Source organism: Blastocatellia bacterium (assembly GCA_035275065.1).
Lineage (GTDB): Bacteria > Acidobacteriota > Blastocatellia > UBA7656 > UBA7656 > DATENM01.
The window spans coordinates 181,285-196,870 of sequence record DATENM010000055.1; the positions used below are offsets into that span (position 1 = coordinate 181,285).

The following is a 15,586-nucleotide window of genomic DNA, read 5'->3' on the forward strand; positions in this document are numbered from 1 at the left end:
TAGTATTGCCAACCGCGAGCTATTCAATCTCTTCGATAAGTCCAGCATCCAGAAGTTCCTTATACCGCTTGTAATCGGTTTTCCTGATGACGATAGACTCTTCTATTGAGACTTTCTTTGGTTTTACAGACTCTTTCGGGCCACCTGTGCCAGTGTTTAATACTTGGCGCGGTGTGTTCTTGGAAGTTGGGGTAGAAGACTTGTGAAGGAATGCATCTACGAGAACTTCAACGGGTGCGCCCCGGTGCGTAGGCTTAGAAGCGAACTCCTTGAACTCGCGCTCCTTCCCTGAAAGATCAGGGTTGGCGCTGATTGCGAACTCAAGAGAATTGTTCCACTTCTCATCCTCATCTCGCTTCTGCTGTGCTGCAAGGGCAAGATCAGCTTTCCTTTCGGAAATGAGTTGCCTTCTTGATATATCCTTTTCAATCTCGCTCATAAACTCCCAAGACGGGAATGCTGCCTTCAGTTCTGTCTCGGTTGGTTGATTTGTCAATTCCCTGCGAGATTCTCTTTCCTTAAGCTTGGCTTGAAGGATTTGATTCTCCCTGGTGGATTCAGAGAACTTTGCTTTGTAGTCAATTCCTTCATCGGGATTTGGCTCTTGGGGCTGGTTTGCTGGCTCCTGCGGGGTTTCCGGTGTCTCGCCACCATTGAGGTTTAAAGTGTCCTCTTGCACTTCTTCCGTCACCTCTTGGGTGGTTTGGATTTCTTTTTCCATCTAAGTTGTACCCGTCCCATTTAAGGGGTTTGGGTGGTTGATTAACGACTTAACTTTGATTCTCTGCCTGCTTCTCTTGGATAGCCGTAATGAGTGTCGGCTTGTTGCTGTACTGTGCCGGGTTTAAACCAAGCTCAGTTGCAAGCGCATCAAGCTTTTCTCGATTCAGCTTATTGAGGTCAACTGCTTTATCCTCCAGCTCGGCCAGAAACTCCTTGTATACAGCCCGCTGCTCCTCGCTCAGATAAGACCTGCGCGCTCTCAGAAACTCGATCTCTGATTCGGTGAGTGACACTGGCTCTTTGGCGACGATTTCAGCTAAAACCTTTTGTGATTGTTCGTCCATAAAATGAATAAATGATTTGACGACCTTTACAGATTGTATTTTTGCTTCAACTGGCCTTCTAACGCTTTGCGCTCCTTTTCAGGGGCGGTTAGAAAGTCAGTGAGCATTTGAAGTATCCGGGCATAGGCTTTGTAGTAGAGTTCTTTCTTGTCGCTGTTTTCCCAGTGGCGCAGCTCCTCGTTTGCTCGTGCAAGCTCAATAGGTAAGAATTTCTTGAGGTCATCAATAGTAAAGTCAGGCTTGTTCAAAATCTCGGCCCACTGCAAATATACCTGCCTCTCTTGTTCTTTAAGCTCGCTGTAGTCTTTGACGCCCAGCCGTTCGAGAATCTGTTTAAGCATTGATTTGAGTAGGTGGGGTTAATATCTGATCGAGCGTTACTCCTTGAGGGGCAGGCAAAGCGGGCATACCCTGTCCTGGTAATCCCTGCCCTGGCATACCGGGCATTTGCTGCATCATACCCACTTGCTGCTTCTCAAACTCCATCACTTCCTTTGTCTCGTCAGGTGAAAGACCCATCCAATCAAGAATCTTCTTCTGGTAGATTTCTCGAAGAGGTTGGTTCGTCGGGAACTCAGTTACTCCAATCTTCATCTTCTGAATAGAATCAATCGAATCCTGCTCTTTCTCGGCCAAGGTAGTAACTCTGGTCTTGTAGCCTGACTTCGATTTCCAATCCTCTGGCTTTAGCTCTTTGGCAAAGTAGTTACCATTGACTGATTTCTTGTAAAGCTTTACCGCATCAAGCTTGTCCGGGTTGGCTTCGACGATCATTACAAACTTATCTCCAAGGTCTTTCCATACCTGCCGGTAGAACTTGGACATTGAAGTAATACGCTTCTGAGCTTTGGCATCCAACAGCTTCACCTCGCCCAAAGTTACCTGCCCCTCTGGGGATTCGCCTTTCTCAATTGCGGTGGCAGCAGTCGAGCGTTCTACCATCCCGATAAGGAACTGCATTTCGTCTAGTGATTCGGAAAGGTCTGGAACCTCTACGCGCTTTAATACCTTCTGAATATCTCCGTCTTTGCCTGCTGGAATAGGATACCAGCCAAAGGGTGCAGGCTGGTAGGTAGTCGGGTTGAAACCTTCAATCGAAGAGTTGTAGAAGTTCATCCCGAAATTTCTCAAGGTCCTATTCTCTACAAGCTGGGAGAGCCATACGTTCAAAACTTGATTCGGGACTCTGGCCACATCAGCCCAGCCATCGCTCCAGAAGTCGGTGCGCTCAATATCATCCGCCCAGGTGACGAAGGGATAGAAGTTGATGTTCATCACCTCTTTCAAAGGCTTTTGCATAAGAACCTGGCCTTCAGCCGTGACACAGAGAATGATCTTATCTTCCTTGGCTTCCTCGTCCCAAACCTTCACATAATGCTCGTTCAATTCAACATAGGTTTCGCCAAGGATAGGGTTATTGGCATCAGGGACTCCCATGTCAGACATTCGCTGGTTCTTGTCCTGCATTATGCGGGTGTTCTCCTCGTTCTTGATAAGCCCTGCGTTGGTGGCAAAGAACTCCTTGAGCTTTGTGATTGCCTCCTGGTCATACATCGGGTTCTGGGCCACATCCGAGAGGGCGCTGAAGATGCCTGTATGGATTACGCGGCGGGCTGTCTCAATATCTGAAGGGTCTATGTAGCGATCTACCAGCACATCCTGCGGGTCTAAAACTTCAACGTAGAACTGACCGTTGACGATATTCAGCTTTATGAAGCTGCGGCCATAGAGAAGCACCTGTTTCTTATCTATGATGTCCTTGATCTCAAGCTTATTCATATCGAATACCCATTTCCAGTATTCATTCATGAAAAGCTCTTTCTGCTTATCGTTGTCCAGATTCTCGTAGTAGTTGTCCGGGGGATCATCAATGCCTGAAAGAATCGTCCTCATGGACTCCTTCATCAGAGGAACATTGACAGACTGGCGCTGGGTCAATCTGTTCACAATCACAGTGTCGCGGTAGAGGGTGTAGTTATCCGTCCATTGGGAATGGCGGCGCTCGCGGAACTTCCGGTCACTTTCCAGATTCGTTTGTAATGTGTCGTAGGATAGGGGTTGCATGAAAGAAAAACGGCCCGTAGCCCTTTGCAGAGCTATGAGCCGTTCGGTGTATGCCGTGTTCGTCTCGGATTCGCGGTTTGCCCGCGCCGTTTGATTACATCATAAGTATATCAAATTGCATTTTTTAGAGGCTGTGGATAACTATGCGGATAATGGCCTATAGTATCTTTGGAGGAAGCCATACCAACTGACCATTCTTATTACCTATTCCTTGGAACCTGAACTTGCGTTCCTGATACCAAGGCATCCACTCCGGCCTATATTTAATAGTGATCTCAACTGTAGCACTGGTAACTGGGTCCTTGAATAGAAGCCTTGGGAGGGGGAACGTGATAGATCGCTTCTCATTCGAGTTCAGCGTTTCAGCTATATGGTTTGGTCCAGGGCTAATATCCAAACTACCCAAACCAGCTACTTTATTAGGATCGTCGGAAGGTATTTTCTTCTGAATATCATCATTGAACACATAAGGCTCTATGTCCTTAAGGGAGGTAGAAACTATAACTTCGTGTAAGGGCAGGTAGCTATCGTTACTCAAAACGAACGAGATGACTTGGGGATCTGGAAAGGTGGTATCTGGGGAAACAGAAACCTTTGGTGTAAAATTGTAAATGGTTCCTACTATCGTCATCAAAACTGAGATTGCTACAACAAGCGACCAAAGAAAACGGAAACGATCAAAATGCACCTTGAGATTACTTCTCAAGGATTTCGTTTCTGTTTTCTTATAAGTTCCTCCTGGTTTTCGTTTACGCCTGTTTTTCCTTTTCATAACACAAACAATCCAAGAGTAACCGCGAGACTATGCGAATCTGGCGTGACGAAGAGAAGCCGCCAGTTATGACCAAAACGTAATGTATCGCACCTAACTTTACTTACCAGGGGAGTCTCTTTTCAAGTAATCTACGGCTTGGAGCTCCAAGCGGAACTCCGTAGGGTCATTCTCCCCCTTCTTCTCGACAATCAACTTGTCGTGCGGTTGCATCTGCCGAATCTTCTTGAGGATAGCTTTCTCGTTCTCGGTGAGTTTCATACTCCTATGTTTGGGTAGAATGGTTTGACTGCACCTGTATAAGCCTGGGCTGGTGCCTCTTCCTTCTTAGGTTTGTTGATCGTGGCAAGGATATAGCTCAAAGCGTCTATTGCGTGCTTGGCCTGTTTGCCCCACATTGGCTTTTGCTCGATACCCATATCGGTTTTGATTTCTTCCCAGCGTAGGTTCTCAATCTCTTTGACCAAGAAATTGAACTCGTTACCTTCTTCGTCAAAGTCAACAAGCTTGCTGGAGATGAAAAGCTTTGGCTTGCCGGTAGCCTCCAAGATATGGCCTTGTTCCTCCATCAGCCGTGCGCGCCACTCGTCCCAGTTCTCCTTATTCGTACCTGGGGCTTTCTCAACCCCAGTAATAGAGATTCCAGCATCGTTCATCTGCTTTATATCGCTGGCTTGGGCTGAGTCACCTATGCGGATCACCCGGCCAAGATTCTGCTCTTTGAGCCTGATGATTGCCTGAATCTGAGGATTGGTAAGCTGCTTCCGGTAGAAGCCATCAAATATCCACCAGTTGAACTCTCGATCTATACGAACCCACAGGCCAGCAGAGGGGGCAGAGAATCCGAAGTCTATTGCGAAGTAAGTATCTCCTGGGGGAAGCTCCTTGATGTCTACAACGTGAGTGCTGCGGCCAAACCAGCTACAGACGAGGCCAACCATCTTGACGAACTTCCCCTCACGTCTGACCTTCAAAGCTTGAGGCGTGAGTCCTCGGCCCATCTGAGCCTTCTGGTCTTCAGTGAGCCAAGGGTTATCATCCCAGCCTGCCTCAGAAACGAAGATGTCGGGGTTGCTGGTATTCAGGTAGATGTCGTTATACACCCACGTCATACCCTTGATAGCGGTCATAGTAAGGATGATATGAAGCTGGACACCTGCCTCGGTGCGAACAAAGCACTCTTCCCAAATATCGTGCGGTGGCTCCTCATCAAACCAAATTAGAACCTTTCCTGCTCCCTGTGCCTTTTCTCTCCCCTGCTCATAACTTTTGAAAGCGATCTTTGAAGTGCGACCATTGCCAGCATCTATGACAAGTTCCTTAATGATTCCTTTGCGAAGCCAAGTCTTATCTTTGATTCGGTGTTCTGGAATGTATTTGAGAAGCTTCTTTTGGGTGGTGTCTTTCTGTTCATCGAAAGAAGGGCAAAAGCTCCAGACTTCCCCTGGTTGAATCCACTCATGCTCTCCCAATAGAACCTTGGCGGTTTCCTGTGCGCCCCACTCAGTCTTACCTACACGGTTGCCCCAGAATAAGGCTCTGATAGCCTTTCGTACTCGGCTTACCTCTTGCTGCTTGGGGTGCTGCTGGGCGTACTTAAGAGGGTTCTGGGCGATCCTCCTTTCCTTCTCGATAAGAGCCTTAGCCAGCTCTATTTTTTCTGTCCTTGATGAGTTCATCGAGTTGTTCGTCTGAGAGGTTTTCAAGGCCAGTAATAACGTTATTAGGGCGCTCGGTAGCTTTACCGCTTAGAAGCTGAATGTTCTTGGTGAGAAGATCCACAACGTAGGCCGCATCTCTGGCGCTGGCTTTATCGAGCTTCTTGTCCGTGATAGCTTCTGCTGCTCTATCTCTGCGAGTCTGAAGCTTCTCGATGATCGGTTCAAGCTGCGGTCTGATGCCTGCCATTATGTTGCTCTGCTGGCGGGCTGATTCAGGAGAATAACCGGCCTCAAGCATCAACTCTTCAAGAGTTTTTGCAGGCCCGCTATTGCCTAAATTATCCGTAATCAGTCTAATGAGCTTTTTCTGATGCTCGGTTAGTTTTTTCTTTGCCATTAGAGGGATGTTGTTTTGATTTCTCGTGTCTGATCTCGGCCTTTAGTCTTTGCTTCTGGTTGGGTCTGAGAGGGGATTTCTTGGAAAGGAAAAACTTGTTGAGGTCGGACTTGGACATCAGTGCTTTACAACGAGGTTTACGACCATTTTCCACATAAACATAGGCATCCACCGGGGCCGGGGCTTGAAGGTGGATCGGATGAACTCTTGAGTAGCCATCTCCCTCGCGGCCTTCTCAATACGCGGCTCCATCTGCCTATTGATAGTTCTCCTGAAGAGACGTAGTTTTCGCTGGCTCATTGTGGGTGGTATACAGAAATTATAGCAAATCTGGCTTTCGCTTTTATCCACAGGCCCTAGGGGATAGGATGGCGCTTTGACTTTTAGGAGGAGGACAACTACTCAGCTATCATGGTTCCTTGATTAGAACCGGAAGACGAGTCCGCACGGGCGGGAGCAGGGGGGGAGGCTGCGTCTGGAGCAGGAGAACTGGAAGACGATTGAGATGCTCCAGCAGTAAGTACCTTGACCTCTCCGATGCGTCTATCTTTAGAAATATCCGCTACTGTTTCACCTGCTTGTTTATCAATAATTGCTAATACTCGTTCGAGTTCTGCCCCATTAGAAACACGTCGTAAAGGTGCTCCGGTAGCCACGAGAGTTTTCAGTAAGTCCGACTTAATCTTAGCCATCTCAATCCGCTCTTGAGATCTTACCCTTTCTTCTTCAACACTTGCCTCGCGGGCAGCCTTTTCTCCATCTAATTCAGCCTTCTTCCGCTCAGTGTTCTCTCTTCTCCATGAGGTAATAACATCAGCAAGAATCTTTAAAGGGTTAAGATTTCCAATCACTTCTATCCAGCCAGGCGAGCTATACTCAATACTATTAATATAAAGGTCTGTAGTATATCCTTGAGCGATTGATTTTAGTAAATCTAAAGATAATTTCGTACTGGTATTTGATAACTTTAGTCGGCCTATTTCAGAATCAATATATTCTAGTTCCTTCCGTGTCTCGGATTCCCAAACATCGCTAAAATAACGTGTTCCCGCAGAGATCGTCCTTGATCGATCAATAGAGTTATATTCGCTCTCTACCTGACGTGAAAAGAAAATGATCATGTTAATATCAAGGTAAGCATCGCGAAGATTTGTAAGTAAACTTGAAAACTCATAAGTGCTCCACCCTCCATCTATTTCAATGCGAAGAATGCCAATTTCAAAGTCCTCAATCTTAGTCGTTATTCGATCAGAAGTTTGACTCGTTCGGCTTGATTGGCTCGTTTTACTCCTATTACTTTCCATACCTGTCCTCCAATAACCTAAACGCTCCTAGTAGATACTATCTTTGCTAACCCGACAGCCAAGCGATATATACCATTATATATAGCCCAAAACAACCCTACTGGTACTGGCTCCTTTACTGAATCCCCTGACAGATCGGCTCAAACTGGCAGGATTTTGCTGTGTGGATAAAACGACTACCTAGAGAACTTTTCTTGTGTGTGGGCGATATAGGCCACCTCGTAGCCGGGGGATTTAAGCTCTGCCTCCATCAATTCGATCTTCTTATGCTTAAAGTGAAATAGCCCTTTGACAGCCTTTTCAAGCTTCAGCTTTGCGACGTTCTCAAGGAAACCGGCTCCCACGGTAAGTACACTTTCCAGTGTCCCCATAGAAGCTTTCATCTTGTGAAGTTTGATGTGTTGCTGATATTGATTTACAAGGTACTCTAGCTTTTCTTCTACTTCAACAGGCGTGAGCTTTTCTCTTGCAACCTCACCCATCCAATCTCTTAGGGCGAGAAACTTATTGAATGAATCTGGGTCGGAACGGTAATCAAAGATTTGTTCCCACGAAACTGAGTCGTCAGGTATGGGGAGTGACTTAATGGCTATCTGAATAACCTCGCCCAAGGTGAAATTGTCGCGTGCTTCAAGGTTAGGCTTAATATCTCTATATAGGATCGGAATCGAATATGCCTCCATTTCTTTACGCAAGGCGATAGCTGATAATCTCACAAGACACACCTCGAAGCTATACAATGCAGCAAACACTTCTATTTGTTGAGCTTGGAATATTGCCTTGGTTATACTTCCGATATTAGGGGAGCTTACAATTCGGGAGAAGTTTTTGATCTGTTCCGGGCTATCTAAATTATATTTCGCGTAGGTTTCTAGCATTTCTTTCTGAGCGTTAGCAAGAATAGCTCGCCCCGTTTCGTAGTCTTGGTCAGCTACTAGAGTCTCTGTAGGAAAAGGAAGTTCAGGTTGGAAGATAAAACCCTTTTCAAGTAACCACCTAGCATTATCAAGAATATATTTGCTTTGCTCATTACTGCTGTGCTCCCAACTCTCTAGAGACTCATCAAAATTAAGAGCAGCAAGACGATTATAAATAAGTGCGTCTCTTTTTAATGCTGAGCAGCGATAATCTGCGAAAAGTGAAATCCCCTTGACTGCTATCAGCTCTCTCATAGGACAACCTCGAATTACTGATTATATTTATCGGAGATTTTATCATAACTCTTCTTAGAACAAACTTGGTGCGGCCTTTTCTTGTGCGTGAGCTTCACAGACTTTGAAGGTTCCTTTAAGGGTTACTGCATCTTTGGGGCAAAAGTGGCAGCGGAAGATAGATATGCTTTTCTGGGGTTCCTTTTGAAGATAGCGGTACTCTACTGACTTGCCATTCATCCGGCGCTCGAAGGTTCCTTCATCGGCTAGTTCTCTACAGCGTCTTGAACCATTGCTAGCCTTGTAGCCTTGCGTGATTGAATAGGTTTCAAGATCGCCGCCGTTTATAAAGTTGGGATACTTCTCTTTGAGGTAGAGAGACAGGAGAACTTTGAGGCTGGGGTTCTTGGGTGGGGTTTTCATTGAATGAAAAAGATAATTGACTACGAAGTTATGAAGTCTTCGTTTTCGAGTAATTCCTTTAATAAATCTAACCTTCTTAGCGCGGCCATTTCACTATTAATAATTCCCTGTATTGCCAGTACCAATGCTCGTGCTTGTTCTTCGTTCATGTTTTTAGTGAGGTTTGAGAGTGATAAATTGTTTCTGCGAAAGTTCCTGGCGGGTTTTCTCCCGTACCCAGGAGGAGAGGGATTGACCTTGAGGATGCTGTTTTGTTTTCCGGGCCAGCTTCTTTTTAAGCTCTTTATGGTCTTTGGGGTCTACGAGGATTACTGAACGTTCGTATTTCATGGAAGGTTAGAAAATTTGTTTTGCTTCAAGCTCGGCGTAGTGTTCGCGGCACACATCGGCAAGGTATCCGGTTGCTGGGTCTACCACTTCCCAATTCTCACCTTGCGCTCCAAACATTATCCTTTCTCGCTTGGCGTTGTACTGTCTTTTCCATTGGCCGCACACGATGCACTGGCAGCGGGGATTTTGACTTGTGGCATCAATTACTTTCCTCATACCTTAATCATATGTCATATGTGCCATGTGTCCAGTACCACTTATCCACAGCCCTAAACTGGTTAGAAAAACAAGATAAAGTTCTTTACATTACATTGTCTTTGGTATAAAGTAGCGGCCATCACGTTAGCTGCTTTGCAATGTCCTGAAGCAAGTTCACCGCTTGATGCGAAGCGTCTAAATAACGATCCAAAGTACGAGGGAGGGTTGAACCATGCGGAAAGTAAGCAATGTCCTGAAGAATCGCGCCTTATTGACCCTGCTTGCCATAGTGATGGTCTGGGGTTCCTTTACCTTTATGCTTGTCCCAAAGGCACAAGCGTGCCCTGGGGTAGAAACTGACTTTCAATACTACACTGATGATACCTATGCTACTCCCTGTGGCTACAAGATTATTGCCTGCGATTGCCATATTTATGGTAGCGGTTGCGTTACAAGATACTATACCGTTGATTACTACCCGTGCGAATAGTCATCCGTTCAATCGCAAGACTTGCTGTAATCCCTAATAGCCTCGAACGAGTAGCTTGTTATAGGCTGGGCCTATGCGGCTCGTAGTGCTTGCCGTAGCTGGCTAGGTCTTGCTCTGCTTGAGCTAGAAGCTCGGTAAGCTCAGGGATAAACCACTGTTTTTCTTTGTAGGCATCTCGGAGCCTGAACAGATATTGATACTGCTGCTCTCCCAAGTGTCTTCTGAGCCACGCATCAGCCTCCAGCGGACTTTTGTGCCACCAATAGATATGATGCTGAGTGCAAGCGGCGATCATATTCTGGGGGTCAAATTTCATTGAATGGTAGATACCTTCAGGGAAGATATGGGAAGCTTGTAGATAGCCCCAGCACCTCCTACCATCTGCGCCCGCCATCATACATTTTCCATCGCGCTCTCGGACGTGGCGTTTAGCAATCTCCAGTAGGTCTTTCTTAAGCCTACCTAGCGAGAGTTTAGTAACTTTCCTTATGGCCTGCCTCTTGGCCCTGAGGGGTGTTCTTTTGAGCTTTGATGGTTTCCTTTTAAGGAATGAACGTTTCATGTTTTCGTGTGCCATAAGGCTTTGTGATTCTACTTTTCCTTACCTCCTCTGAGAGTCCATGCGACCATTCACTACCACAGGCGCAGAGGTCTACTTTATGGGTGATACAGTACCTTCCTTCAATCAAGTGTTTTGGACTTTGGCTGGGCTGTTTCTTGTTTATTATTTTACAGCCTCTATGGGAGCCGTGGAAGGAGGGGTTCATTTAATCTGGGGAGAGTTGTTTGGAACAGGGGAGGGTTTTCACGGAATCTAAAGTTTATTAATAATCCACATCAGCCCTATGAGTACTTGCCCGGCCCAGAAGATTACTCCCGTCAAGAAACATATTCCTGCCGCAGTCCCAAGTATCACCTTTCGCAGGTCCTTCCAACTTGTCCGGGGCCTTTTCAACTCGAAGTCTTCAGAGCCTGGATTATTCGTTACACTTGAGGCTGTGTAGTTCATTGTTTTCTAAGATTGTGGCTCGACTTTCTTGGGGAACATTAGGCGAAGCCATAGAGCCGGGGGGTTGTTGATTGAACTTCGCTGGTCTTTCAGGTCTGATTGGAGCTTTCTGAATATTGCCTCGGCGCGGTCATAGGTCTTTGGTCTTATTATACCGCATAGAAATCCATAGTCTATTTTGGGTGCTGGGTATGGTTTGAAGAACTCGTAGATTTCGTGTTTCAGAGCTTCTATTTTGTTGCGCGGGGCGTAAGGTGTTTTTACTTGAAACTTCTCTACAGAAGGAAAGCTAAGAGGCTTCATAGCCTTATTCTCGTACTGCTCTAGTTCTAGTTGTTCATCAAGCTCGATGCGGTCCATAGGGGGTTAGAGGTCAAATGCGTCTAGAAAGTCTTTGACCTTTATATCTCGTATAGCTTCCACAATAAATGCATTAAGGGCATCCTTGTTCAATTGTTCATTCACAGTGATCCAATTATCAGCAATCAGTTTTTCTATGACCGCCTGAATTATCTTTTTCATAGTCCGTGTCTAGTTTTTACTTCTTCGACCTTGGTTGTGAAGTCTCTAATCGCTTGATTGTAGCTTCGTGCGGAGATCCGTGAGAAATCATCAACATCAAACTCCCCTGGCTTTTCCTCCAGCTTCACCTCATCTAGGAGGCTAGAGGCAAAGGTACGGATGAAGGATAGAATCAAATTAGGGTAGGCGGTTTCCTCGCTTAGCGAACAATCAAGGCCGGAAGTTTCAAGGTGTGAATCGGGATAGTGGCAAAACTCATCGTGAAATCTTTTACGCAAACTCTCTGATTGTTTCTCTGTAGACATTTTTGAAGATTTGTCGTGTTATTTTTACTCTCTGCACAGGCCCCTTTATCCTTCCTAGCTGGCGAAGGACTCTTGACTGGTAGTGTTGTTCCTTTAGCTCTTGTCCTTTCATTCAGTCAGGTATCCTTTATTACTCCTGAATTGTTGTCTGAAAAAGAATCAAGTATGTTCGGGCAAATGCCCTTTGGAAGTCCCTCGTTGACGGGCCTGAGTCAGAGCGAGGAATTTATGAAAGGGTACTTACCTGTGTGCGGCCAGTTTTATGAGGAAAACTTGCTCGAAGAAACCTAGCGGCGGGAAGTTATGAGGAAAAAGAAAAACCCATACGACTTCCTCCCACTCCCTCTTAGAAGCTCGGTTGCCCGAATTTGCAAAGTGGGAGAAATGCGTATAGGTTCAATATCCTAAACGCTTCTAAGAGGTGAAAGTTACAATAGCTCTTCTGATTCCTGTTTAAGTATAGCAAGTTGACTCCGGCTGTCACTGTGGATAACTACTTGCGTCTTTCTACTTGGTTGGTAGCAATGACGAAGAACACTAGCAAGAGTAGAACTGCCAGTAGAAAAATCATCGAACTTGTAGGCAGTGGAGACGGCGAAAAGACTACCCTGACTACCACTGCGATCAAACAAAACATCACTATAACGCGCGTGAACTCTGGACTGGAAAATATGCCATCAGTAAAAGTATGTTCGCGGGATCGGTAGATGTAGCCTAATGCTGATACCACAAACACAGAGATAGCAATACCACTTCCCTCATATAAAATGAGCTTTTCTGGCCTTCCTAGAACAAAGTGATTGAATAATGCATATGTAAAGGCAGTTAGTAGTGAAATGCCGTAGATAGTGGCCTCTAACTTTTGGTTACGAAAAAGAAGCTTATAAAGCTCCTTCCTAAAATGGATTGGTGACGCTGACGTGGCGTTCTGTAGTTGGGAGGCAGACCCACCTTTTGTTGTCTCTCTTATTTGGTTCATCTTCTTATGCCTCCCAATACCACCGTCACTATCTTAATGATAAAACTGAAGCCAAGTATTACAAAGGCAAAAATCATCAGATATTCGTCAATTGTATATAAAACTTCTTTGGCTAAGTTGGAGATATGAGCTATGGCTATCAGCCAACTCAATAAGGATAGAACTTGCACGCCAAAGACAATCAACAGGGCGTGGCAGAAAATAATTATTGCGGGTTCCACAAATTCCTCGCGGAGCCTATCCCACCACGAGGGTTGCGGCGGCGGCATGGCATCAGTCATGCGCGCCAATCTACTACACGCCCAAATGGAGTGTCAATCACTCAATAGCAAACTGGTAGAGTCTGGGAGTTAAGTAAACATTCGTGTTGGTATTTTTCTTGTGCCTAAGGTACGAGAAGAGGCTCAACACAAGCGTTTCAGCTGATACCATATAGCAAACTTGAAGATCGCCCTGAGGAAGGGAGGTCGTTTTTCAGATTTTTTTCTATACATTAAAGGCAGAGCAGTATATTCATATTCAAAACAAACAAAAAGACTTGATAATTCCAGTACTTTTGTTTGTTTTGACCAACACGTTTTTTGACTTAACTCAGAGTCTGGGAAGGGGTGGGGGTGTGGATAAGTTTTGTACTACTTATCCCAACTTTTAACGACGGCTCCATATATAGAAAAACAAATGATGCCAAAGACGATCACAGGTATACCAACCCAACGGGGAACATCACCCACTGCACCACCGAAAATGATCATCAATCCGTATACAACGCCGCCTATTCCTAAGCCTATAAGAACAAGCATTGCTGGAACAGCACATCCTGCGCTTTCTAATGCCATAGTGCGCGCCAATCTACTACACGCCTTCGAGGAATGTCAATTACCTTTACAAAGTACTCAGTTGTTAGGATAGAATAGGCGCGACCATCTAGGCATACGCAACAGCTCTAGGGTATTTTTCATTCTCTGTAGACTAACACATTAGAGTTGGATTTGATCAAGGATACTATGTCACGTCAAAGTCATGAAAAAGCAATGATTTTTATCAGTCATAGTCACAGCCCTGAAGATGTACGATGGGTTAACGAAGTCAGAAAACATTTAAGGACACTTGAAAGACGTTTCGATGTCGAAATCTGGGACAAAACCGAAATAGACCCTCCTACTCTGTGGGAATTCGAGGCTGAAGAAGCTATTGGGCGCGCTAAAGTTATTATAGTACTTATAAGCAAGGACTATTTTTCTTCAGACTATATAACGGACTTTGAGTTGCCACTGATTTTAAGAGTTGAGCGAGAAAGGGAGAGTTTTGAAACACCTCTTATAATACCCCTTATTATAAATGATTCCCCATACCTCGAAACGGAACTTGGACAGCTATATCCTGCAAATGGCCCTTATGGATCATTAGATGTAGCGAGTCCTTATGAGCAGAGTGAAATTTTTGAAAGATTAGCATTTTATGTTGCTCATGCGTTAAACCTACTATTACACCCCCGGTTACCTCAATCTGTTGCCAATGCCTTACCAGCACCCCCTAGCACATCTAGCTATTATCCTGATGAAATAGAAACAGGTCCTTTAGTCCGTATACTACGTAATATATTTATCGCTGTCCTAATAGTAGGATTTATAGCTTCACTTGCGTGGCTCGCCCCGCGTATCGGCAGCCCTATATTAAGACCAAAAGGTACAGACAACTTCCAACTGAGTGATATGCCTATGTCTTTACAGGGGACCTCTCCAAATAGGAAAAAAATCTCAGGTACTCTTAGTATAAGAATTCCTAAATCGGTTAAAGTATCGGAAACTCTCCCAATAAGCGCCCAGTTCAAACCGGATTCAGAACAGGTATACACGTTATCAACTGTTCTCAAATTAGAATCACCTTCGTTCAAAATTACTCCTACGGATAACTCACGAATGATAAACCCCGGTCCAGAATTTCTTTGGGGGTGGCTGATTTTACCTGAAACAACCGGGCGGCATGCTGTCTCGCTAAGATTCGAGCCTGATATTGAATACCAGTTAGATCAGAATAGGCGACCAGTAGAGTTTGAAATGAACTCGAATTCAATTATCGCCTATATCAATGTTTTAACTGATCTTAATCTCACCTCAACTCAAGATACAATACTCAAGATAATCGGCGGGCTTATTGGGATCGTAGGTACAATCTTGGGATACCCATTTTTGAAGCGTCGCTTTGGATCTGGGTAAAGTTAGTATTCAACTTGATGCGGTTTTGGGATAGCTATACCTAGTTCTGCCCCGGCCCAGTTTTTTATCTTCTCGATGTACTCCCAAAACTGAGAGCTTGGAAGATTCGCAGTTGAACGGATAATCTCATATCTTTTACCGTTTACCTCTACACCTTCTTTCAGGAATAAGCTTTTGCAATAGTCGTGGGCTTCGTCTGGGATGATTCCCATAGCCTCAGAGACCATTGCGATAACTACCGCCCAATAGTACTTGTTAGCCTGATTGCTGCGGGTAAGCTCATAGCGTTTAATTGAAAGCTGTACTTCTTTCCCCTTCAGGGTGAGAAGGTACGCCTTGAAGCGTGAGGGGTCTCCAAGTATAAGCGCACCTTGCTCACTTACTGAACCAAAGAAAAGGGGTCTAATCATCTATTGAGCAAATAGGTCTTCATCTCCTACAGTGTCAATCCCGACTCCAACTTTGAAATCGTGATAGCTACTGCCCTTTCTCTTTTCTGATTGCTTCTTGCCTTGATACTCAATAGCTACCATCTTACCTTGAGCGATCTGGGCGAACTTAGTATCAAGTACTGATGTTCCCCAAACTCCTACTTGCTCTCCGTCTACATCAAGAATGTAGATGGTGGAGTTGTTAGATCCTACATTCTCTTTTTTACCTACATAGCGGCCTTCGATGTAATCTCCTTCGGTAAGCAT

General features: G+C 45.2%; 19 protein-coding genes. 2 read left to right on the plus strand and 17 right to left on the minus strand.

All coding sequences use genetic code 11. The features are described from left to right. Window positions 1–19: 19 nt before the first annotated feature. The 13 genes from VJ464_13420 to VJ464_13480 all read right to left on the minus strand — a co-directional run bounded on the left by VJ464_13420 (window position 20) and on the right by VJ464_13480 (window position 11,693). On the minus strand, window positions 20–721 hold the full coding sequence (locus VJ464_13420; protein ID HKQ06129.1) for a hypothetical protein: 702 nt from the start codon (window positions 719–721) through the stop codon (window positions 20–22). A 49-nt stretch (window positions 722–770) separates the two neighbouring features. Next, the gene (locus tag VJ464_13425; protein HKQ06130.1) at window positions 771–1,067 is read right to left on the minus strand and encodes a hypothetical protein; all 297 of its coding nucleotides are present in this window, start codon (window positions 1,065–1,067) and stop codon (window positions 771–773) included. A gap of 26 nt (window positions 1,068–1,093) precedes the next feature. Beyond that, window positions 1,094–1,408: a hypothetical protein gene (locus VJ464_13430; protein HKQ06131.1), complete on the minus strand. Its 315-nt coding sequence runs from the start codon at window positions 1,406–1,408 to the stop codon at window positions 1,094–1,096. Then, entirely contained in the window at window positions 1,401–3,131 is a 1,731-nt protein-coding gene (locus VJ464_13435; protein ID HKQ06132.1) for a hypothetical protein, read from the minus strand. The genes VJ464_13430 and VJ464_13435 overlap by 8 nt, the downstream gene beginning before the upstream one ends. 157 nt (window positions 3,132–3,288) lie before the next feature. Beyond that, window positions 3,289–3,903, minus strand: a complete 615-nt coding sequence (locus VJ464_13440) for a hypothetical protein (protein HKQ06133.1) — start codon at window positions 3,901–3,903, stop codon at window positions 3,289–3,291. Window positions 3,904–4,160: 257 nt separating this feature from the next. Further along, window positions 4,161–5,582, minus strand: coding sequence for a terminase family protein (locus tag VJ464_13445; protein HKQ06134.1), 1,422 nt, complete (start codon window positions 5,580–5,582; stop codon window positions 4,161–4,163). Next, entirely contained in the window at window positions 5,545–5,961 is a 417-nt protein-coding gene (locus VJ464_13450) for a hypothetical protein (GenBank protein HKQ06135.1), read from the minus strand. The genes VJ464_13445 and VJ464_13450 overlap by 38 nt, the downstream gene beginning before the upstream one ends. A 398-nt stretch (window positions 5,962–6,359) precedes the next feature. Beyond that, window positions 6,360–7,265, minus strand: a complete 906-nt coding sequence (locus tag VJ464_13455) for a hypothetical protein (GenBank protein ID HKQ06136.1) — start codon at window positions 7,263–7,265, stop codon at window positions 6,360–6,362. Window positions 7,266–7,441: 176 nt separating this feature from the next. Beyond that, complete coding sequence (locus VJ464_13460) at window positions 7,442–8,437, minus strand: hypothetical protein (protein ID HKQ06137.1); 996 nt, start codon at window positions 8,435–8,437, stop codon at window positions 7,442–7,444. 54 nt (window positions 8,438–8,491) lie between these two features. Continuing rightward, window positions 8,492–8,839, minus strand: coding sequence for a hypothetical protein (locus VJ464_13465; GenBank protein HKQ06138.1), 348 nt, complete (start codon window positions 8,837–8,839; stop codon window positions 8,492–8,494). A gap of 1,076 nt (window positions 8,840–9,915) precedes the next feature. Then, window positions 9,916–10,434 (minus strand): HNH endonuclease, encoded by a 519-nt coding sequence (locus tag VJ464_13470; protein ID HKQ06139.1) that lies wholly within the window; start codon window positions 10,432–10,434, stop codon window positions 9,916–9,918. A gap of 438 nt (window positions 10,435–10,872) precedes the next feature. Then, complete coding sequence (locus VJ464_13475; protein HKQ06140.1) at window positions 10,873–11,226, minus strand: hypothetical protein; 354 nt, start codon at window positions 11,224–11,226, stop codon at window positions 10,873–10,875. A 158-nt stretch (window positions 11,227–11,384) separates the two neighbouring features. Continuing rightward, window positions 11,385–11,693 carry a hypothetical protein gene (locus tag VJ464_13480; GenBank protein ID HKQ06141.1) on the minus strand — a complete coding sequence of 103 codons (309 nt, stop codon included), beginning with the start codon at window positions 11,691–11,693 and terminating at the stop codon, window positions 11,385–11,387. 15 nt (window positions 11,694–11,708) lie between these two features. Here VJ464_13480 and VJ464_13485 point away from each other — a divergent pair, with 15 nt between their 5' ends. Beyond that, the gene (locus VJ464_13485; GenBank protein ID HKQ06142.1) at window positions 11,709–11,984 is read left to right on the plus strand and encodes a hypothetical protein; all 276 of its coding nucleotides are present in this window, start codon (window positions 11,709–11,711) and stop codon (window positions 11,982–11,984) included. 684 nt (window positions 11,985–12,668) lie between these two features. Here the strand turns inward: VJ464_13485 and VJ464_13490 are convergent. Both VJ464_13490 and VJ464_13495 read right to left on the minus strand, forming a co-directional pair. Further along, a complete protein-coding gene (locus tag VJ464_13490; protein HKQ06143.1) occupies window positions 12,669–12,953 on the minus strand; it encodes a hypothetical protein in 285 nt (94 codons plus the stop codon). 351 nt (window positions 12,954–13,304) lie between these two features. Next, window positions 13,305–13,508: a hypothetical protein gene (locus VJ464_13495; GenBank protein HKQ06144.1), complete on the minus strand. Its 204-nt coding sequence runs from the start codon at window positions 13,506–13,508 to the stop codon at window positions 13,305–13,307. Between the two features lie 168 nt (window positions 13,509–13,676). On the opposite strand from VJ464_13495, the gene VJ464_13500 reads away from it, so the two are divergent. After that, window positions 13,677–14,888: a toll/interleukin-1 receptor domain-containing protein gene (locus VJ464_13500; protein HKQ06145.1), complete on the plus strand. Its 1,212-nt coding sequence runs from the start codon at window positions 13,677–13,679 to the stop codon at window positions 14,886–14,888. Between the two features lie 2 nt (window positions 14,889–14,890). Here the strand turns inward: VJ464_13500 and VJ464_13505 are convergent, their stop codons facing one another. Both VJ464_13505 and VJ464_13510 read right to left on the minus strand, forming a co-directional pair. Continuing rightward, the gene (locus VJ464_13505; GenBank protein ID HKQ06146.1) at window positions 14,891–15,298 is read right to left on the minus strand and encodes a hypothetical protein; all 408 of its coding nucleotides are present in this window, start codon (window positions 15,296–15,298) and stop codon (window positions 14,891–14,893) included. Continuing rightward, a complete protein-coding gene (locus VJ464_13510; GenBank protein HKQ06147.1) occupies window positions 15,299–15,586 on the minus strand; it encodes a hypothetical protein in 288 nt (95 codons plus the stop codon). It abuts the gene before it with no gap.